General features: G+C 37.3%; 17 protein-coding genes. 4 read left to right on the top strand and 13 right to left on the bottom strand.

Features of this window, described 5'->3' with window-relative positions; translation table 11 throughout:
- The first annotated feature begins 293 nt into the window (after positions 1-293).
- From AC3FI7_RS10725 to AC3FI7_RS10715, 3 genes are all read left to right on the top strand, one after another.
- Complete coding sequence (locus AC3FI7_RS10725; protein WP_232720973.1) at positions 294-2492, top strand: ATP-binding protein; 2199 nt, start codon at positions 294-296, stop codon at positions 2490-2492.
- A gap of 20 nt (positions 2493-2512) precedes the next feature.
- Positions 2513-3064 carry a biliverdin-producing heme oxygenase gene (locus AC3FI7_RS10720; protein ID WP_142724779.1) on the top strand — a complete coding sequence of 184 codons (552 nt, stop codon included), beginning with the start codon at positions 2513-2515 and terminating at the stop codon, positions 3062-3064.
- Between the two features lie 117 nt (positions 3065-3181).
- Entirely contained in the window at positions 3182-4108 is a 927-nt protein-coding gene (locus AC3FI7_RS10715; protein ID WP_002977420.1) for a malate dehydrogenase, read from the top strand.
- Positions 4109-4263: 155 nt separating this feature from the next.
- Here AC3FI7_RS10715 and AC3FI7_RS10710 read toward each other — a convergent pair whose 3' ends face one another.
- The 13 genes from AC3FI7_RS10710 to AC3FI7_RS10650 form a co-directional block, all read right to left on the bottom strand.
- On the bottom strand, positions 4264-5181 hold the full coding sequence (locus AC3FI7_RS10710; protein WP_491462013.1) for an alpha/beta fold hydrolase: 918 nt from the start codon (positions 5179-5181) through the stop codon (positions 4264-4266).
- Positions 5182-5226: 45 nt separating this feature from the next.
- Complete coding sequence (locus AC3FI7_RS10705; protein WP_142724777.1) at positions 5227-5700, bottom strand: PaaI family thioesterase; 474 nt, start codon at positions 5698-5700, stop codon at positions 5227-5229.
- A gap of 913 nt (positions 5701-6613) precedes the next feature.
- Complete coding sequence (locus tag AC3FI7_RS10700; RefSeq protein WP_491462012.1) at positions 6614-7195, bottom strand: hypothetical protein; 582 nt, start codon at positions 7193-7195, stop codon at positions 6614-6616.
- A 2-nt stretch (positions 7196-7197) separates the two neighbouring features.
- Positions 7198-8373, bottom strand: a complete 1176-nt coding sequence (locus AC3FI7_RS10695) for an RHS repeat-associated core domain-containing protein (protein ID WP_491462091.1) — start codon at positions 8371-8373, stop codon at positions 7198-7200.
- Between the two features lie 146 nt (positions 8374-8519).
- A complete protein-coding gene (locus tag AC3FI7_RS10690) occupies positions 8520-10652 on the bottom strand; it encodes a DUF6443 domain-containing protein (protein WP_491462011.1) in 2133 nt (710 codons plus the stop codon).
- 6 nt (positions 10653-10658) lie between these two features.
- On the bottom strand, positions 10659-14090 hold the full coding sequence (locus AC3FI7_RS10685; RefSeq protein WP_491462010.1) for an RHS repeat domain-containing protein: 3432 nt from the start codon (positions 14088-14090) through the stop codon (positions 10659-10661).
- A gap of 8 nt (positions 14091-14098) precedes the next feature.
- Positions 14099-15688 (bottom strand): T9SS type A sorting domain-containing protein, encoded by a 1590-nt coding sequence (locus tag AC3FI7_RS10680; RefSeq protein WP_491462009.1) that lies wholly within the window; start codon positions 15686-15688, stop codon positions 14099-14101.
- A gap of 283 nt (positions 15689-15971) precedes the next feature.
- Positions 15972-16523 (bottom strand): putative glycolipid-binding domain-containing protein, encoded by a 552-nt coding sequence (locus tag AC3FI7_RS10675; RefSeq protein ID WP_491462008.1) that lies wholly within the window; start codon positions 16521-16523, stop codon positions 15972-15974.
- A gap of 46 nt (positions 16524-16569) precedes the next feature.
- On the bottom strand, positions 16570-17142 hold the full coding sequence (locus tag AC3FI7_RS10670) for a Crp/Fnr family transcriptional regulator (RefSeq protein ID WP_491462007.1): 573 nt from the start codon (positions 17140-17142) through the stop codon (positions 16570-16572).
- 118 nt (positions 17143-17260) lie between these two features.
- Positions 17261-17494, bottom strand: a complete 234-nt coding sequence (locus AC3FI7_RS10665) for a hypothetical protein (protein ID WP_142723082.1) — start codon at positions 17492-17494, stop codon at positions 17261-17263.
- A 112-nt stretch (positions 17495-17606) separates the two neighbouring features.
- On the bottom strand, positions 17607-18143 hold the full coding sequence (locus AC3FI7_RS10660) for a GNAT family N-acetyltransferase (RefSeq protein WP_142723083.1): 537 nt from the start codon (positions 18141-18143) through the stop codon (positions 17607-17609).
- Between the two features lie 16 nt (positions 18144-18159).
- Positions 18160-18552, bottom strand: coding sequence for a VOC family protein (locus tag AC3FI7_RS10655; protein ID WP_343659397.1), 393 nt, complete (start codon positions 18550-18552; stop codon positions 18160-18162).
- Between the two features lie 22 nt (positions 18553-18574).
- The gene (locus tag AC3FI7_RS10650) at positions 18575-19360 is read right to left on the bottom strand and encodes a hypothetical protein (protein ID WP_491462006.1); all 786 of its coding nucleotides are present in this window, start codon (positions 19358-19360) and stop codon (positions 18575-18577) included.
- A 104-nt stretch (positions 19361-19464) separates the two neighbouring features.
- Between AC3FI7_RS10650 and pafA the strand changes: the two genes are divergently transcribed.
- Positions 19465-21111, top strand: coding sequence for an alkaline phosphatase PafA (gene pafA / locus AC3FI7_RS10645; RefSeq protein WP_142723086.1), 1647 nt, complete (start codon positions 19465-19467; stop codon positions 21109-21111).
- Positions 21112-21132 lie beyond the last annotated feature (21 nt).

The following is a 21132-nucleotide window of genomic DNA, read 5'->3' as shown; positions in this document are numbered from 1 at the left end:
ATTTAGCAAAATTTGTTTAAATAAAGTAATCATTTAGGTTAATATTATGTAATTTATGTTATGAATCATGGTTAAAGAATGATAATTGGATGGTTACAATTTTTTTTGTATATTTTAAAGATATGATATAAAACAGAGGGTAAAATAAAGAATGTTTTAATGCTTATTTTCTTCTGTTTTTTCAATGTTTTACATTGTAAAACATTGTTATACTGTATTTTAAAATTAGGTACCACAAAATAGAAAGCTGTTCAGAAAAATCGTTATATTTGATTAACAGACTGAAAAGACATATGAATTTTATAGAATGCCATGAAGAGCCTATCCATATTCCGGGTTCTATACAAAGTTTTGGCTATTTGATTGGCATTGACGCAGAGTTTCGTACCATTACTTTTTTTAGCAGGAATATTTCGGATCTATTTAAAATCGGGAGCCCGGAACAGCTGTTCGGAAGAAAGCTCACTGACTTTCCGGAAAGTTTTCAAGGCATTATAGACTCAGAAATCTATACTTCACTGGACAAATTTACAAGACGTAAAAATGAAACGTATTTTGATAAAATTTTTATCAATGACAGAGAGTATCATTTTTCTGTTTTCAGAAGTGAGCTTTATATTTTCCTGGAGTTTGAAGAAGTTATCATAAATCCAAATAAACGGATTTCCAATAAGTATGATAACTTTTACATCATCGATAATGAAAAAGAGCTGTGGAATCATCTTCTGGAAACCCTTTCAAAAGTGGTCAATTATGACCGGATGATGGTCTATAAATTCATGATGGACGGTTCCGGGAAGGTAATTGCCGAAAAGAAGAATGAGGATATGGAAAGTTTCCTGGGACTTCATTATCCGGAATCTGATATTCCGAAGCAGGCGAGAGATCTCTACCTGAAGAAAAGGAAAAGGATTTTCAGTAATGTATATGCTGATGCAGTTCCTGTTCTAAGCAAGAGTCCTGACCCTATTGATCTTACTTTTTCAGCATCCAGAGGAATGTCACCTGTTCACGGACAATATCTTAAAAATTCTGGTGCAGCTTCCAGTTTCAGTATCTCAATTATTATTGATGATCACCTCTGGGGATTGGTAACATGCCAGAATGTTGAACCCAAACATATTGATCTTGAAGACAGGGTACAGGCCGGGATTTTTACGGCTTTGGCTGCCAATGCTTATTCCTCTTTTAAATCAAAAAGCGAATTGAATTACCGTCTGGAATTGAACGAAAGAATGTCTCAGCTGAAAACGGAATTTTTAAAACATAATATTTTGTTTGATTCTCTTATTGAATGTAAAGAAGAGATCAGAAACTTACCTGAAGCAGACGGGTTAGCTATTGTTTCTGAAGAAAATATTATAACGGATGGCAGTACGCCTGATCTGGAAACTATTAACAGAATCGCACAATGGGCTCTTGGTAATACTGCAGAGGGGATCTATGTAAGCAGGAGTTTTCTTAAAGATCATGGTGAAGCGCTTGGGTTGTCTGAAAATGCTGCCGGAATCATTGTTTATTTTATTGAAAGAGATAAAAATGAAATGCTGGTCTGGTTCAGGAAAGAGTTTGATGAGCACATCAACTGGGCCGGAAATCCTGAGAAAAAAATAGAGGTATTTTCTCAGAACGGAGAGGAAAAGCAAATGGTATCACCAAGAACTTCCTTCCGTATTTTTACCGAAAATATAAAAGGACATTCTAAAAGATGGAATTCCCGAAATATAAGTGCAGTGCAGGCTGTAAGGGATCTTATTTTAGAAACCTCCCACAAAAATTATAATGCAATAAAAAGGCTTAATGATGAGCTTAAAAAAGTAAATGAAGAGCTTGACAGCTTTTCGTACACCATATCACACGATCTTGGAACACCGCTTACCGTAATGAAGCTGAATGCACAGATGCTTTTGGGAAATCTTGCTGATCATTCTGAAAAAAATAAAACCAAAATCAATACAATTATCCAGGAAATCGATAACATGGCTGAAATGATGCATGATGTGCTGCAGCTCAGCCGTGCCAAGCACAGCGAAATCCAGCTTGAAAGCCTGAAAACAGCTCAGACGATTGAGAAAATATCTGAAAATGCTAAAATGACCTACGGGAGTCCAAACAGTGAGATTATCATTAAAGAATGTCCCGATGTGCTGGCTGATAAAACATTGCTTCACCAGGTATTTCTGAATATCATTAATAATGCTGTGAAATATTCTTCTCATAAAGAGCTGCCAAAAGTAGAAATTGAAGGGACAGAAGACGGACAGACCATTATTTACCGAATTTCTGACAATGGTATCGGGATCCCTCAGGAGGAAAAGCATAAGATGTTTAAAATCTTTAACCGAATGGATAATGCCAAAAAATTCAAAGGAAATGGAGTAGGATTGTCTATTGTACACCGTATTATGAAAAGAATAGGGGGTAATGTTGATTATGAAAGCAATAATGAAGGAACTTCCTTTATTTTAACTTTTAAAAAGCCTTACATTTGAGAAACTTTTAAAATGTTATTATGGTATCAGAATATCTTAAACAGAATACGGCAGACTATCACGATGCAGCAGAAAAACTTTTTAATTCTGAAAAGATTTTCAATAAGACTTTCACTTTAGAGGATTATAAAAAAATCATCCATACCAATTACCTGATGCTTCTCCACAGCGAAGATAAAATATTCAGCAGTCTTTCGGATAAGTATGCCGCAAAACTTCAGCTCGATGCAAGAAAAAAGCTTTCCCTCATTGAAAAAGACCTTAAAAGCCTTTCTCTGAAAAATCAGGAAGCTTCCCATCATCTTGAATTTGATAATGAGCATGAAGCCCTTGGCGCTATGTATGTGATTGAAGGTTCTACGCTGGGAGGGAATGTTATTGCAAAACAGCTTTCTAAAACAGACGGTTTCGATGAGGTTACTTTCAACTTTTTCGGATGTTATCAGGAAAATACAGGGCCTATGTGGAAAAACTTTAAAGAAGTCCTGGATACGGAAGTGGCTGAAGAAAACTACAGCAAAGTGCTTTCAGGAGCGAGAAAACTCTATACGTTTTTACTGAACGTTAATTAATTCATTTAATTCTAATTAAATTTCTGAAAAATTGCGCATTTTTTCAGGAATTGTTAAATTTGGGGAGTTTCAAATTTAAAACTTAACTAACAAAAAAATAATTTAAAAAGTAACAATATGAAAGTAACTGTAGTAGGTGCAGGCGCTGTAGGAGCAAGCTGTGCAGAATACATCGCAATGAAGAACTTCTGTTCAGAAGTAGTTTTGGTAGACATTAAAGAAGGGTTTGCTGAAGGAAAAGCAATGGATTTGATGCAGACAGCATCTCTTAACGGATTTGATACAAAAATTACGGGTACAACAGGAGACTACAGCAAAACTGCAGGTTCTCATGTAGCAGTAATCACTTCAGGGATTCCAAGAAAACCTGGAATGACAAGAGAAGAACTGATCGGTATCAACGCTGGTATCGTGAAAGACGTTACTGAAAACTTAGTAAAACACTCTCCGGAAGTAATCATTATCGTAGTTTCTAACCCAATGGATACTATGGCTTACCTTGTTCACAAAACTTCAGGTCTTCCTAAGCACAAAATCATCGGAATGGGTGGTGCATTAGACTCTGCAAGATTCAAATACAGATTGGCCGAAGCATTAGAAGCTCCGATTTCTGATGTTGACGGAATGGTAATCGCTGCTCACAGTGATACAGGTATGCTTCCATTATTAAGCAAAGCTACAAGAAACGGTGTTCCTGTAACTGAGTTTCTGAGTGATGAACAACAAAAATATGTAATCGAAGAAACGAAAGTAGGAGGAGCTACTCTTACCAAATTATTAGGAACTTCTGCGTGGTATGCTCCAGGAGCAGCTGTTTCTGTAATGGTTCAGGCCATTGCATGTGACCAGAAGAAAATGATCCCTTGTTCTTTAATGCTTGAAGGAGAATACGGACAAAACGATATCTGCTTAGGTGTTCCGGCTATCATCGGAGCTAACGGAGTAGAATCAATCGTAAATGTAACATTGACTGCTGAAGAGCAATTGAAATTCGCTGAAGCTGCTAATGCGGTAAGAGAAGTGAATGGAGATTTGAAATTTTAATGATTTACCTGCCTTTTAAGCAGAAATTAACAGATAAAACCCGGCTGTTTCAAATTTGAAACAGCCGGGTTTTTTTATGAATGTTTTTATGGGAGAATTTTATGGCGCGGCCGGAGGCCGCGCCATAAAATTGATTATAAAAATAAAAGCTGCTATTACTTCGTTGTTTTTACGAAATGAGTAACAGACTTCGCAAATTCTTTATTTTTCTCGTAGTACAAAAGATGTCCGCCATCAATAGAAACTACTTTTTGATTGGGAAACTGGAAGGTTTTATAATGCTGAGTTCCGACTGCTTTATCATTTTTTCCGGTAATGATAAGTACCGGAACACGAATGTCCCTGGTGATGGGTGCATAATCGGCATAATATTCAGGGAAATCTTTGGGTTTTGAGATCACTGCCATTCCGAAGTCGATGATGCGGGGATGGAGAGAATCTATTTTATCCATCTGCTTTATGGTTTCGATATCTTCAGTAAGAAATTTATACCCGATTCTTTTTTTCCTTAATGCACTGCTGATTTTAGAAAGCTCTAAAGAAAGGCTGTCTTTAGAAATAAGTCTGTTTTTTGCCTGTAGAAGACTGTTTCCATATTCAATCTGTTCTTTGACGGATTCTTCATTCAGAAAATGAAGCGTAACGTTGGCCAGAATGATTCCTTTGGTATACTGAGGATATTTTTTTGCATAATTGACTGCTATGATTCCGCCAAAGGAATGAGCCAGTAAGAATACCTTGTTCAATTTCAGATGCTGTCTCAGTTCTTCAATATCCTGAACCATTTTATCAAGATGATAATTTTCCGATGTGCTGGATTCCCCGGAACCCCGCTGATCCATGTAAACCATCTGCATGTTTTTTTCAAGGGTATTGCCTCCCATCAGTTCAAAAGATGGATATCCCTGCCCCGGACCGCCTGGAATATAAATACAGGTTTCTCCTTTTCCGGAGACTTTATATTTGATCTTTACATGATCTGAGGTTTCAAAGTAACCTTCTGACGGGTGATTCTGAGCTGAAACAACGGTCAGAGAAACGAAAAAAAAGAGTAGGAGTGCAACTGTTTTCATATTAGTATAACAATTGTAAAGGGGGATTTATTACTAAATACCAGATTATCTTCCTTTTGCCTTATCACCTCTTAAGGTCATAACAGTGCTGGTTACTGCTGCCACCAGTTTTCCTTCGGTATTGGATATTTCGCAATGATAGACAGTGATGGTTTTACCTGATTGTATGGGCTTTGCATAAGCCGTAAGTTTATCTTTCCAGGTTGGACGGAAAAAATTGATCTTAAGTTCAATACTGGTAAAGCTTTCACCTTCATTCATCAGAGTAGAGTGAGCTGTTCCGATGGCTGCATCTGCCAGTTCACATAGTAATCCGCCATGGATGGTTCCCTGTTGATTTCCATGTATTTCATGATCTGCATTGATGGAGACTTTGGCTTCTCCGGAGGCAACATCAGTTATTTGAAATCCAAGTGTTTTTGAAATCGCGGTAGGATAGATCTGATAGGTTGTAAATTCATCTACATTTTCACTGTTGACTACTTTGGTAAGGTAATCCAGAATAGGAATTTTTGTCATGGATACAGGATATTTTTACAGATAAATATACAGATCTTTACATGAGAAAATCTGAGGTTAACGAAGGTATTTATTTTTTCTATTGAACTAAAATTCTCTAAGAGCAGTAGCTTTTTTTCATTCCTGACAGCGCATCATTTGTCTGGGAGAGAAAATATTCCAGTTTCAATATTCTACTGCTGTACAAAGTTGTGAAACTTGCTTTATCAGGCTATGCTGCTTGACCGTGGAAATGACTTTCTCAATCCAAAATAAACCACTGCAGTTTAAACTAGCAGTGGTTTTTATTTATATGCATATGTACAAGGAAGATTATGGTGTTATCAAGGATTTCAAAATATTATTTAGGAAGTTTACCAGAAAAAATGAATAATATCCAAAACAAAAAACCAAAAATAACATCAAATATTATGTTAGCTGATTTTAATTGATGAAACACTGCAATATTATATGTAATATCGATCAATATGATAATTCCACAAAATTTCAATAAGTATATAATTGATTTTACAATTCTATTATTCATAATTATTTTTATTTTGTCTCACACACGAATCTTTTCGTGTGGTTTAATTTAAAACTATAGATCAAACCATCAGGTTGAATTCCTAAAAATTTTTGTTTTTTATGATCTTATATTTTAACAGATGCTCTTTATTATTCTGAATTACTATATCGACATCACACACGATAGATATTGATTTGATAGTATAAGTTCCACACGAATGATTCGTGCGACAGCAAGGGGTCTGCCACACGATGCAATCGTGCTGTAGGGGGATTTTTTTGCTAAAAAAATGCTGCTGCTTTATAAAAACATAAAACCCACCGCAATGCGGTGGGTTTTATTATTATCCGCGCAAAGTCGGAAGACTTTGCGCAGCGCGGGGGATTACAAATCCGCGACATCGGGTTATTTGTTAGATCTTAAAGTCTCACTCAACTTTTCTATTAAAAAATCATCAGCTCCTGTCAATGGACGATACACAATAATTTTGTCATTAGGATTTCCTGACAAAATTAAATTATGCCCATTTTTATTAAAATATTCTTTTGTCATTTTTACAACTATAAATATTACATTCTTTTCTGTAACCTTTAATATATCATATTCTTCTCCCTTCTTAAATGGTTTTTTTTCAATTTTTAAGCTATCCATATAATGAGTAATCTCTACTGGTATTTTAATATGATTTTTAGAGTCAATAATAGATTTCAAAGGAATATCAATATCATTATTTACAATCGTATCTTTTTTTAAAACTTTGAAAACTTTTCCTCTCTTTTGCTTTTTAACTCTACTAAAATTCATGCAAGAATTAGTAATAAGAGAAAGATTCTTCCCTGTTGTGTACTCATCATATTTTTTAGAATCTATATGATAAAATGAGATATATTTTAAAGAAGGAGAGTATTTAATGTCTATAATTTCTATTTCTTGCGAAGAATAGAAAAAAGGTATTATTACACATAGTAAATTAATTATTTTTCTCATAATTATCTGCCTGTCGCTGTTGTTGTTTCAACTCTACGGTCTGTAAAATTACCTGGTCCAGTGTAAGTTCCACTTACATTTATGATAACATTAGGTGTATTTGTAGTATTTGTAGCTTTACTTCCTTCCGTATTTAAAGTGCTTGGAGTTGTGGCTTTATTCATTGCTCCAGTCAATACACTTTGAAGATTTGTTCCATTCGGAAGTGACATACTGGAAAGACTCTCGGCATAATCCATAACTCCACCTTCGTTTTCTCCAAGTCCCAAGGTATGTCCCTTTTCGTGTGCTCTGGTTTCTGTGTTTGCTACAGAAGCTTTATTTGCTATATTTTTTTTATTAACAGTCATACCGCCTCCACCATTATCCCGATGATCACTAGCTCTAGTTTCACCCGCTTTGGCAGTAACCCAATTGTTATAACCTGTATCAGATAATTCTTGAACTGAATTACCTATAGGATCTGCTCCTGCTGCTGCTTGAACTGTTTGGTCTCCTGTAGTTAGGCTACCCTGCAAATTAAAAGAAACAGCATATTCTATTCCGTCTGCTGTTGTATAAGTCCCTGTAAGATTATTCCAAGAGGTACGAGCTGCTTGATTATTATCCATTGCTGTCTGGTTTTGGTAATAATAATTTGCCTCTATTATTATAGTTTTAGTAGCATGGTCGATTCTTACACCAAAATCTTTTCCATTAAAATCTACAAATATTGCTGGATTATTTCCTACATAATTATAAGGAGACATCGGTTGGTACTTCTCCGCCAGCGGATCTACAACGCCCCATCGTCCAATATCCGGCATATAAAATCTTGCTCCATAATCATACATTCCCGTCTCCTGTAATTCCTTCCCATTGTACTTGTAATTATAAGGCACACCTGCAAAAGGAGCCGGTACAACAGGTCCGTTCTGGTGTTTTAACCCAAAAGGATAATAGCTGTTGGCATCAATAACCTCCAGTGCAGTACCATTATTCTTATAGCTCACTCTTATATTTCCTAAATGATCCGTGTAATTGTAAATATACTTATTTTCAGTAAAATCATAATACCCTTCTGAGGTGGGTACAAATTTCAATACCGGAACGGTGTAAAGAGATGCTGACGTATCATAGGCATGCCTGTTATCATACTGGAAACCGTCTAGATAATTGGTTTCTATGGATCCGTTCATACTATATGTTTTAGATACTTTCGTGCCATCTGCCCTGTAGGTGTAGCTGGTGTTGGAAATACCTATCAACCCTTCGTTAACTGAAATATAACTAGGCAGATTCAGATAATTATAACTGATATTCATTTTCTTATCAGGATGATCCGTTATATTCCCATTAAGGTTATAGCCCATGGTTCCCTGCAAAGCATTATATCCTGAACTGTTGTTAATAACACCAGGAGGAAGGGTGATTCTGTCCAGGGTATTACTTTTGTCCCCATTCTGATAGTTATAGACCAGATCATCGATCTTCTCTGCAGTCGTTCCCCGGAAACAGGCCATGAAAATCTTTTTAAGGTTTTAATGTTTCCATTGAGGTCATAAGTAAGCTCTTCATTAAAGTAATTATTCTGGGCTACAGAAGAATTGGGCTCGGAATACACTCCTTTTAACATCCTGTTTAAAGGGTCATACTGATAATTGTATCTTTTCAAACCCTCTGCACTGGAAATATTCCAATCAATCTCTGTGATATTTCCATTAAAACTTCCTGATGAAGTATTGGTATACACAGGATTGTTATACTTCATTTCATATCCAAATAATTTCCCGTTCAGGTTGGCAGGATCATTGATCCTGGTCATCCAGCCGCGGATATTGTATTTATAATCTACAGCCTGTAATGGGGATGCAGCAGCTGTTCCTCCTACTTTTTTAGATTCCAGCTGGGAAATTTCATTGTATTTATTTTGAGCAAGGTATTCAACAGGATTATTACCAACCTGGTGGGTATGGGTCAGCAGCCTGTTCTGGGAATCATAAGTGAACTTTTCCACAATGACCTTTTCAGGATCTGAACCCAATCTTCTGTGGTAGGTATTTGTTTGAAGGACAACCCCGGCAAAATCAAGCTTATTGTTGATCACGGTGTAGCCTCCCAGATAATTGTTACTTCTTGAGCCAATGTTTCTTCCTTTGGTATCATACCAGATAAAGTTCTTTGTCCATCTGTCATCTTCTATATTTTTGATATAGGAAGCGGTAAGCATTCCCTTGGTGGTTTGGGCATTAGCGGGGTTATCCGTAAGAAGGGGCTGGGCAAATACATTGGTGACCGCAGAGGAGCCTGTAGGATAGGTGTCATAATAATTGACAGTCAGTAATTTAGTAACAGAACCCGGATAGCTGGTAGAACCACTGTCATAATACACTCCCAGTCCACTGTTTGTGAATCCCACCGTAGCAGATCTGGCTACATTGTTGCTGCCTTTAGCATCTGCCAACACCTGCTCAGCTGCTCTTCCTGCGGCACTGTATACCTGGGAGCTGGTATATATTCCCGTATAAGCTGCTCTTCCGAACTGGTCATACTTGGTAAACAGCCACTGTTTTAAAGCTCCTATGACAGCATCCTGGGTCATGATCAGCCTGTCCTGCCTGTCATATACCATGTATTCCCAGGCTTTACCGGGAAGTTTCTTTTCAACCAGACGTCCTCTTGCGTCATAACGGTACTGGTAGCAAAGGGCATTAAGCAGATCATCTGTCAGGCTCTGATTAGCAGCCTTGGGAGGAAGAACAAAAGCCAGCTGGTTATATTCATTATATACATAATAGGTGTCTGCATATTCTGTATCTGAAATCATTTTCCTTACCAAAATAGTCTGTCCCTGTCCGTTTTTATATTCATAGGTCCTGTTCCCGTCTTCATCTGTGACCATATTCCTGTAAAGCTGATTGGCACTGCTATATGCAGATACCGTTAACGTCGTTTTTGTAGCTCCGTTTTCCCATATTGTTGTAGGAACAAACTTGTAGGCATCATTTCCTATGTTGGCTGCATATTCAAACTTAACAGGTTTATTACTCCAGTCATTCCCCACCTGGATCTGCTGCTGAATCCTGTCCAGAGGAGAGTTCTCAAGGATCTTTTCTGAATAGATCTTTTCCGGACCATAGGGAGTGCCCGCAGCATTGCTCAAAGGATTAGGAATAATGGCACCATTTAAAGTGTTCCCCTGGGGAACAGGAAGATAATCTTTCACCTGCCTTCCAAACTGGTCATACTCGATATGGGTCACTACATCACGTCCCAGAGGTGATGCTTTTACATTAACGATTTGCTTAGGCCTTCCCAATCCATCAAAATACTGGACTGTTTCAGAGGTTTTTGTATGTGTAGTTCCATTGTAGTCAAGATAGGTTTTGGTCTGAACATAGTTTTCTGTGGTAGAAGCCTGCCCAAATACAAGGTTGGACAGAAGCAGGGCTCCTGCCGGTATTAATAATTTTTTCATCGGTTTTTAGTTTTTATAGTTGTATTTCATCTCCTTCAGCACTTTGCCATTCACATCAATCACTTTTTCAAGTCGGTTAGCTGAATCATAAATATAGCTTTCCCTGATTCCTGATGGCGGGGTGATGCTTCTTACTCCTACTAAAGGGTCATAAGTATAAGTAGTGATCTGATAACCAGATAATGCGGTATTACTTCTGAAGGTATTCAATGCTGATAAAAATGAAGTCTCATCATTATTAACTGTAGCAGATGCATCTGTATTGGATGCGGTCACAATAGAGTCAATGAATGACTGCTGGATATCTGTTAATTTCGCTCCTTCTATTTTGGCAATAGGTTGGGTTTGATTGTAGCCCCAGATGATGACTGTGGGAAGGCCGTCCTTAGTCGTGTACTGCTGTAAATTACCTTTGCTGTCATATTGATCGTAAGTTACTTCTGTAGTAGCAATATTTTGTAAATCAGTGGAGACAACAGAACTTGGAAGTAAGTTCAATGGATTGTCATACTTCGTTTCCGTATTTGACACAATTACATTATCTTTTTTTGTTATCGTTTGCAGTGGAATACCTATTATATTAGCATTGATCAACTTCTGATTATTTTTCTCATGAGCATAACTGGAGGTAGTTTCCGAAGTTGTATTGTCGGCAAAAGTTGTTTTCTGTTTTATAGGATAATCTCTGATATTATAGGTAATATCTTCAAGTGTTTTGACAGCAGTTCCATTGGCATAAAAATCTTTGTTTTCTACGTGAATCTGATTAGCTTTCCCTACAATTTCCATATTTGAACTGAATGCGATCATATTGGCAGGGTCGCTGGTACCGCAATAGGCATTTGAACTGCCTGTATTCAGGCAGCTTGAGATATAAGTATCATAAGTTTTAAAATGACCGGCATAGATATATTCGCTATAGGGAGATCCTGCATACCTTAGGCTGATTCCCGTCAGCTTCCCTGTATCATAGGTATTATACTGGGTACTTCTTTCTGACTGAAGAACAGCGTTGTTGTCTTTCTTTTGCTCATCAATTAACAAACCTCTTTTATAATCATAATTAGCAACAGGTATAAATGGAGGCGAGGCCGATACCTGGTCAGGATTGGGTTTGTCAATGGGTGATGTAAAGGTATATATACTCCTGCCTTTATCCGTTTCATACACCGTTACATTCTGGTATCCTACGTCTGCTCCCTGTGTTTTCTGTACAGGAAGGAAGTTTTCAGAAGAATAGATGGTAAATGTATTGGAATAGTTATACTTGTTAAATCCTATTCCAAACTGATACACAAAAGCATTATTATAAGGATACTGGTAAGTATGAACAGGCTTGGGAAATATCAGTGCTCCACTGCTCTTTCCCGATCCTGCTATGTCGCTATAAAGGAAGTTGACCTTCTTTGCCGGAATCTGGTTCCCTGAATATTGATCCGGTCTGTCATAATAGCTGATACTGTTGATCCTTACCCCACCCCCAAATACATAAGGACTGATGTTACTTTTCTTATTTTTATAAGTAGCGGTAAAATTAACGGTTCCCGTAAAATCAACCTTTTGCTCTACAAATGAAAGCTGTGCATAATATTCTCCGGCTTCAAACCCCAGAGAACGGTATTGAGGGTAATCTGGATCAGGATCTGTAACAGGACCTATACTGCCTGCCATGGTATATGAGTTCCCTGTTTTTTTATAAAAAGACAGAGTCCATGCATAGGCTGCAAGCTGGCTGCTGAGATTCTGGATCTCTACAGTCTTTGGTGAGGTGAGGGTAAAGAAATATTTCTTTATATTTTTTTCTGTTTTAGTATAGCCAACTTCTTTTTCCTCACTTTCCCAGTTATCCGGATTTTCATAAGGATCTACTGCATCAGAACCTATATAGGAATAGGTATTACTTCCAAAATCAAAAACCCTCAGCCCTCCTGAAGGAAGCCTGATGCTTTTTAACAGATTGATGTTCACACATGATGGAGAGGGTTCTTTTGCAAGCGGATCCTGATCTGTAGGCCTGACACAGTTAAACCAATCCCAATGGTCCTTTCCTAAAATTGAATTGGTGGTGTTTTTATAGTAATCAAATACATAATCAAAATCTTTGACAGAATCTGAATTATATTTGGTTATTTTAGATAATGACAATCTTGCATCATCCGATGCTCTTCCTAATACATTAAATCGGAAATAGTCATAGGAAAATGTATAGGTTTCAATGGTTTTTCCGGACAAATCAATGATCTCTATTTTATCAAGCTTCTGTAATTGCTCAGGATGGGTATAATTGGTATCTCCCCGGCCCTGTACATATATAAAGCTGATTTTCCCTTTGCCTACGATTTCAATATCCTTTAAAGAGCGAACAGCTGTATTCGTTGACGCTGTATTTATTTCCTGCATAGCAGGAATCTCTGCGTCAAACTGTATTCTCACAGGTTCACTGACAATATCATCATCCGGAAACTTTTTACTTCTGTCAATTTGGGAATACTCCGTATAAAATACCTGTTGGGAAGGGTAATAGCTGAATGTAACAAGGTCAGCATCCGATGAACTGCGTATTTTGCTTAAGTGAAAAGCAGAATTAATATCTCCTAAATTAGATACATTGGTATTAATATTTCCGGAAAAGCCTGTTTTATTGGAAAGCGTTGTTCGTACGGATTTTTCAGGAACATCAAAAGAATATTTATTGCCCTGCTCATCAATGATCAGAAATGCTATGGCCTCAAGGCTGTTTGAAGGATTGGTGGCACTAATGGTAATTTTCAAATTATTTTTATCCAGTTTCTCAGCATACAACTGATTGTTGGAGTCTTTTTTAACAATAAACCTCCCGGTGTATCCCATGAAATTATATTGATACAGATCATATTCTGTATCAAATCTGTTTAAAAATAAACCCTCATAAAACAGTTTTCTAAACTGAACATTACCCGGATCTATGCCGACTCCTGTTTCCTGAGCATCCAGATATTTCCGGCTGTAGTTCTTATCTGTAAAGTTTGAAGTAAACTCATCAAACAAAATGCCTATAGTTGCCTGTCCTCCGTAAGAAGCCGATACAGCCTGGTCATCAGGAGTACCTCTTACCGTTCTGGTAATACTTCCCCCGGCAAACAGACTCCATCCCAAACCGACTTCCCCGGACTTATCATCAGGCCTGGCATTTGAAGGATGATAATTTAAGGAAACATTCATAGAAATTTCAGCATCATGGGTTGGGATCCCTGCAAGTGGAACTTTAATATCCGGGATTCCTGTATAATAGCTTACAGGAACTTCCTCAAATTTCATTAAATTATTTGCAGTGGGAGCAGCCGGATAGATTTGTTTTATATTATCCATAGGACTGCTTACCGAACCAGGAGCAGGAGTTGTCTGGGATTGAAAAAGTTGTGCTGCCAGTAAAGGCAGTAATAAGTATGATCTTTTCATTATCTGTGTTATTTCTTTATCAGTTTAGCATTAGCCGTTTTATCTGTATCCGTTTTTATCGTGATCAGGTAAGCTCCTTGTACCAAAGCCTGGGTATTGATCTTTGTCACTTTATTCTTTGTTTTAATACTCTGCAGCTGTCTTCCGCTCATATCATACAAAAGAATATCCGATTCCTTAAAATCAAAACCGATTTCTATGTAAGCATAATCTGAGACAGGATTCGGGTAGATCTTGATATCGTATTTTTCAATTAACTGGTCAACCTGTTTGTCTCCCAGCTTTACAATCTTCCAGTTTTCTTTACCGAGTTCTTCAGCACTAGTTCCGGCCAGAATAATAGAACCGTCTCTGTTTAGTTTAATGTCTGAAAGTCTTTCCTCTCTTTTTCTGGATTCTCCTTTCACGTGCTTTCTCCACTGTTCATTTCCATCCTGATTCAGATACAACATCCAGAAGGTTTCATCATCATTTTCTATTCTTCCTTCTGCCTGGGTATAGCCACCTAATAAGATTCCTTTGGAAAATTTGTCATCTGCAGAGTGAAGAACACTCATTCCCATCAGAATATCACGGTTACCCAAATTGTAAGATTTCTGCCACTGTTCATCGCCTCTGTCATTTAAAGAAATTAACCATAGGTCCGTTCCTTCTTCTAATCCTACCGTTTTATTTCCTGATCTTTCTGATCTGGATTCTCCACCGATAATGAATCCGGTTGAGGTCAATGCAAGGGTTCTCAAATGATCATCACCTTTCCCTCCGAAGTTCTTTTCCCATTCCACTTTTCCTGTTTTATCCAGCTTTACGATCCAGTAATCGCCTTCGCCAAAGTTGTCGCTTTGTTTTTGTACCGTTGTCAGATGTCGGGTGTCGGATGTATTTTGAGGACTTTGTACAGCTGAACTTCTTGAATACATTCCTAGTAAAGCTCCGCCGTCTTTTGTTGGAATCATTTTCTCTACCTCATCTAAACCTTTTCCTCCCAAAATAAGCTGTGAGAGCTCTTTTCCATCTTTGTCCAGTTTTGTGATGAAGACATCCTTGGAACCGTAGCCTTTTGATGACCCCTGTATATTTCCGGCTACAAAGAATCCCAAATCGGTAGTCTGGATAACCGCTCTGGCTTCTTCATCAGAAGAGCTGCCTAAGGTCTTCTGCCATAATTCATCTCCAAACTCATTGATTCTAATGAGCCAGATATCAGATCCTCCTTTGGAATCCTCTTTTTTATCCAGCCCTTTCCCTGAGTAGGAGGTTCCTGCAAGAAGAAATCCGCCATCCTGTGTTGTAACAGTGGCTGACAGATAATCATGATTTTGTCCTGAGAAATATTTTTCCCAGATTTCTTCTCCCTGCTGGTCCAGCTTGACCAGATGAAAATCATAACCGTTGTTCTGCTTACTTCCAGTCTCCAGCTTTCCGCTTCCTGACTGTATAGAACTTCCTGTAATTAAATATTGCTGATCGATGGTTGTGGTGATCTGGCTCAGGAAAGCCTGGGTAGAGGATCTGATGTCTTTCTGCCATACCACTTCCTGGGCCGATACTCCCGGAATCATGCACAAAGTAAGTGCACTGAGATAAAACTTTCTCATTCAATGTTGTTTTTTGAGTTAGTAATTAGTTTTTTTTGAAACTTTGCAAATTTAACACTTTTTAAGAAGCGAAACTCACGTTAATGCGATTTAATATAAATCATACTATACATTATTTGATTATATTTATATTATAATGATTTTGTCTGGTTCTGATGCGAAATTATCTAAACACGGCGACAAAAGCTGTCGTGTTATTTTATAATTTTAAAATGTTTTTTTGATATTTAAATAAAAGATACTTGATTTATTATCTTCTGATTAAATTGCTGTTGATTGGTTTTCAGAGTCCTGTAATCTTTTCAAACAATTCCGGATAGCTGGTGACTAATCCCATTTCATCTACCGAAATTTCTGCTTTAAAATCATTTTCAATATTCTCATACAGGTATTTATTAGCGGTTGTCCGGGTATATTGCTGTTTTACAGGCCGGATGCAATGGTTTAAAATATCAATATACATCACATCGATCTTATGAGGAATGTTTTCTGAAAGTTTTAAATTATTGATGGGAAGCGTGTTGGTGAATGGGGTCAGGGAGATATCTATAAACTTAAAGTTGTTAAAATCAGGATTTATTTTGCCGTTGATTTCCCACTGATCCTGATTTCTTTTTCCTCTAAAAATTCTTTTAACCGTATTGATCTCAGATTCGATTGAAAAACTGTGAACAACCCAATTTTTATCAGTGAGGATTCTATACTCTAAAGCATATATTTTATCCTCGTGACATCCGATAATTTTTGATTCCGCAGTATAGTTTTTATCCTCGGATAATAGATTAAAATATTCGAGAGATTGATAAAAGACTCCCTGCCAGACTAATGTTGTCATAGTATACTATTTTGAGTGTGGTGTGATTTTTAAATATAGGCTTGGTTTACCTGGATATTCTCCGTTTCCGGATTCTGCTTAATGTTTCTCTTGCAACACCCAGAAATGAAGCCAGCTGAGTGAGAGGTATGCGCTGAATCATATAAGGGTGTTGGTCTTCAAGATATTCGAGTCTTTCCTGCGCTGTATAGAGCTTGAACAGATTGGAAAATTCTTCCTGTCTGGAAGCAAACTGACGGATACAATGGCGGCCTAAACTCTCAATTTCTGAAGATTTTTCTGCAATTCCAAATAATTTTGTTTTATCAAAAATAACTGCATGAAGTTCCTCGCAGGCAATGATATTAAATTCGGATCTTTGTCCACTCCCAAAGCTGCTGATATTGGTTGCAATTTCGTTTTCAAAGAAGAATCCGGTGTTTTTAACGTTACCTTCTATCTCAAAATAGCTTTTGCAAAATCCTTTGTCAATGAAGAATAAGGATTTGCAGATTTCACCTTCCCGCAACATCAGTTCATTTTTTCTATAAATTCTTACCGATAAGGCAGGCTGAAGCATATTCCAGCTTTCGTCGGAAAATGAAGTGAGTGATCTGATATAATTCAGAAGATTTTGCATATTATTAAGGGATCCTGTTTGCGAAAGTAATAAAATTGAAGGAGATATATTCTGAGGCAGGTATAAAAAAGAGCGGTAAAAACCGCCCTCAACAAAATTTTATCTAACAAATTATACTTTATATATAAACACATCCGCATCCTGTTTCCCATTCCTGGCAAAGACGCATCGGTTCATTACATCCCGGATTACCGCCTCCACCGCCGGAAACTCTGTAACAGGTACCGTCGCTGCAATAGTATGATCCTATCGTAGGAGGGCAGTTGCCATCAATATCACATAAAGCATATGGAGTATCACCACCACTAATCAGGACGAGCTGATTCCTTTTTAATTTTTTTAGATTTTTCATAGTAATACTTTTTAATTTGTTGATTACTAATGTATATAAAAATTAGCACACCCACAAGTGTTTTAATTGAACGGGATCAAATATCGTGTATTAAGTATCTGTTTTATAATATTTATTCCATGTCTAAAGTCATGAAAAGAGCAATTTCCTCAGCATTATTATACAGTCTGGTGTTCAGCCCGGTAACATTGAATCCCATTCTTCTGTAAAACTGTATGGCAGGGTAGTTGGTGTTTTGGGTTTCCAGCTCTATAACTCTGCAGTTTAATCTTCGGGCTTCTTTAATAGCACTTTTGATCAGCATAATTCCAATTCCCTCCCGTCTGTGTTTTTCGTCGATCAGAATATTTTCAATATAAAAACTGTTGTTCCATTTCCTGTGTTCACAGATGATCCAGCCTGCCAGTTTTTCATTGACAAAAGCACCGAAAGAATTTCCCTGCTCAATAATGGTATTCAGCTCCTTAAGGTCTTCGGAAGTTGTTTCCCATATTTTGGTATAAGGAAATGCTTTTTCTTTTAAAATAAACTCAAAAGAACCTCCGAATTCTATGGAAGAAACTGAATATATTCTGTCTGTTGTATAACCGTTATGTCCCCATTCAGAGCTGGGGTTGGAGGTTAGCTTTTGTAAATTTTTTATTTCCACATCAGATATTTTAGGCTTATTGGATTTCAGTACATATTTCTACAAGATAATTGTTGGGATCTTTGATATAAGCTGTTTTTTGTCCCCATGGTTTTACAGCAATATCTTCATAAAGAACAGCTCCGTTCTTTATTGCCTTTTCTACCAATGCTTCCACATTGTCTGTTGTAAATCCCAGTTCCATTCCGAAAGGCTTATCTTCTGTTTTTGAGGTTAAAAATCCCTGTTTAATATTGGAGCCTGCAAGACTTACAGAGGCGAATGCAAGAGTGGTTTCTCCGGTCAGAAGCTCTCCATAGTCTTTTTCAGGAGTGATGAATTTTATTTCAGAACCGAAAGTATTTTTGTAGAAATTCATGGACTGTTCTACATCTTCTACATACAGAATGATATATTTAAATTTGATCATGTAATTTGAATTAAAATGGTTTTTATTTTTTGTTGATAATATATTCTTCATCTACGATCAGTTCTGTATGAGGCCCCTGTAAAGGATACTCTTTGAAGCTTCCGAAATGACCGAAGTGAAGAGGGTATTTTTCAGTAAGACGGTGTACTTTACTTCCGAAAGAATTGATATCAACCTTTTGAACGCACTCTTTTTTCTGTCTGCCATTAGTGAAAAAAAGCATCAGGTTACAATGATCTTTAAAATCAAAATCATTATAATAAAATACCTGGAAGTTTTCTTCTTTGCATATCTTTACTAAATCATTAATAAGATTGTGCTTATACAGCAAAGGCAGATTGCAATCTACTCTGACAGCATAATTCTCTGCATTATTTTTTTTGAAATCTGAACCAACCATCTGAATGAAGCGGTGTTCTATATTTTTGAATGCTTCTCTTTCCGGAAGATAGCTTTTACTGGATTGAACGGTAAAGGGAACATGGGTATCCAATGAAACAGCATGTTCAAGAATCAATAACTTTTCAATCTCTTTTGCAAACTGAAAATGAAAATCAAAAAGCTGATGATCTCCAATATTGATGATGAGTTGATTCCCGTCAATATTCAGTTGCAAATAAGTTTCTTTGAAATCTGTTTTCAGTTCTTCAAGCTTACGGATAAGATCATCTGTGTTTTCAACACGGACTCTCGCTGCCAGTTCGGCTGGGTTATCGGCGTGTCCTCCGTATCCCGGATAAAATTTGAAAAACTGAAAGTCATATAAATTTTCCGGAAATTTAAAATACCAATATACGCCTAGAATCATAGAAGATAAATTGATGAATTGTATAATAATCAAAATTAAATAAAATTTCACACTCCAAAACTTTCAAAACCCTTAAATTTGTGGTCAATAAAAATTTTACTTGGATGCTTAGGAACATTTCAATTGCGGCAGCTACTTTATTGTCCGTAGTTACAATCAATGCGCAGAAGAACAGAAATACTCAATTGGAAAGACCCAAATTAGTCGTAGGTCTGGTCGTAGACCAGATGCGTTGGGACTATCTTTACCGTTTTTATGGTAAATATGGAAATGACGGTTTCAAAAGACTTTTGAATACAGGGTATTCTTTGAATAATGTACATATTCCTTATGTTCCCACCATTACAGCTTTGGGACATACGTGTATCTATACAGGATCTGTGCCGGCTATTCATGGGATTGCAGGAAATGACTGGACGGATAAGGAAACCGGAAAAGGAGTTTACTGTACCGCAGATGAAAGCGTTCAGCCGGTTGGAACTACCAATACAAAAACCGGAAGCCACTCTCCGAAAAATCTTTGGTCTACGACAGTGACTGATGAATTGAGACTGGCTACCAACTTCCAGGGAAAAGTAGTGGGGGTTTCTTTGAAAGACCGTGCTTCCATTCTTCCTGCAGGCCACACACCCAACGGGGCCTTCTGGTTTGATGACAGCACAGGAAATTTCATTACCAGTACATGGTATATGAATGATCTTCCGCAATGGGTGAAATCATTCAACTCCCAGAATCTTCCGGAAAAATTAGTTGCCAATGGTTGGAATACTTTACTTCCGATTAATGAATATACAGAAAGCGCACCTGACAATTCTCCCTGGGAAGGTCTGTTGGGAAGCGCCAAAACACCTACTTTCCCTTACAGCAATTTAGCAAAAGATTATCAGGCTAAAAAAGATAATATCCGGTATACACCTTTCGGGAATACGCTGACATTAAAGCTGGCAGAAGCTTCTGTAGAAGGTGAAAAACTGGGTGGAGATAATATCACAGACTTTTTAGCTATCAACCTGGCGTCTACAGATTACGCAGGACACAAATTCGGACCGAATTCTATTGAGGTGGAAGATGTTTATATCAGATTGGATCAGGATCTGGCAGAATTCTTCAAATATCTTGATTCAAAAGTAGGAAAAGGCGAGTATACGGTTTTCCTTTCTGCGGATCACGGGGGAGCCCACTCTGTAGGATTCCTTAAAGAGCATAAAATTCCGACAGGTTTCTTCGGAGAAGATGCAGAAAAGAATCTGAATCAGAAACTGAAAGAAAAATTCGGAGCTGACAAGCTGATCAACGCCATTGATAACTACCAGATTTATTTTGACAGAAAAGTATTGGCTGACAATAAGCTTGAACTGGATGATGTAAGAAACTTTGCCGTTAAAGAAATTGAGAAAGATCCTACAGTTTTATACGCCGTTTCTGTAGATAAGGTTCAGGAATCCAGCATTCCGGAGCCAATCAAACAGAGAATTATCAATGGAATCAACAGACAGAGAAGCGGAGACATCCAGCTGATTTCTCATGACTCTATGCTTCCGCCATATTCTAAGACAGGAACTACACACAGTGTCTGGAATTCTTACGACTCACATATTCCACTGATCTTTATGGGATGGGGAGTGAAGCAGGGAGAAAGCAATAAGGAATATCATATGACGGATATTGCCCCTACCGTATCTTCTTTACTGAAAATCCAGTTTCCAAGTGGAAATGTGGGGAATCCTATTACTGAAGTTATTGGTAAATAAAGTTGAAAATTACAGATCATA

It is taken from the genome of Chryseobacterium sp. TQ-BC-N36, assembly GCF_058382295.1.
The sequence above is the reverse complement of the archived record's forward strand: the minus strand, read 5'-3'. Positions and strand labels throughout refer to the sequence as shown.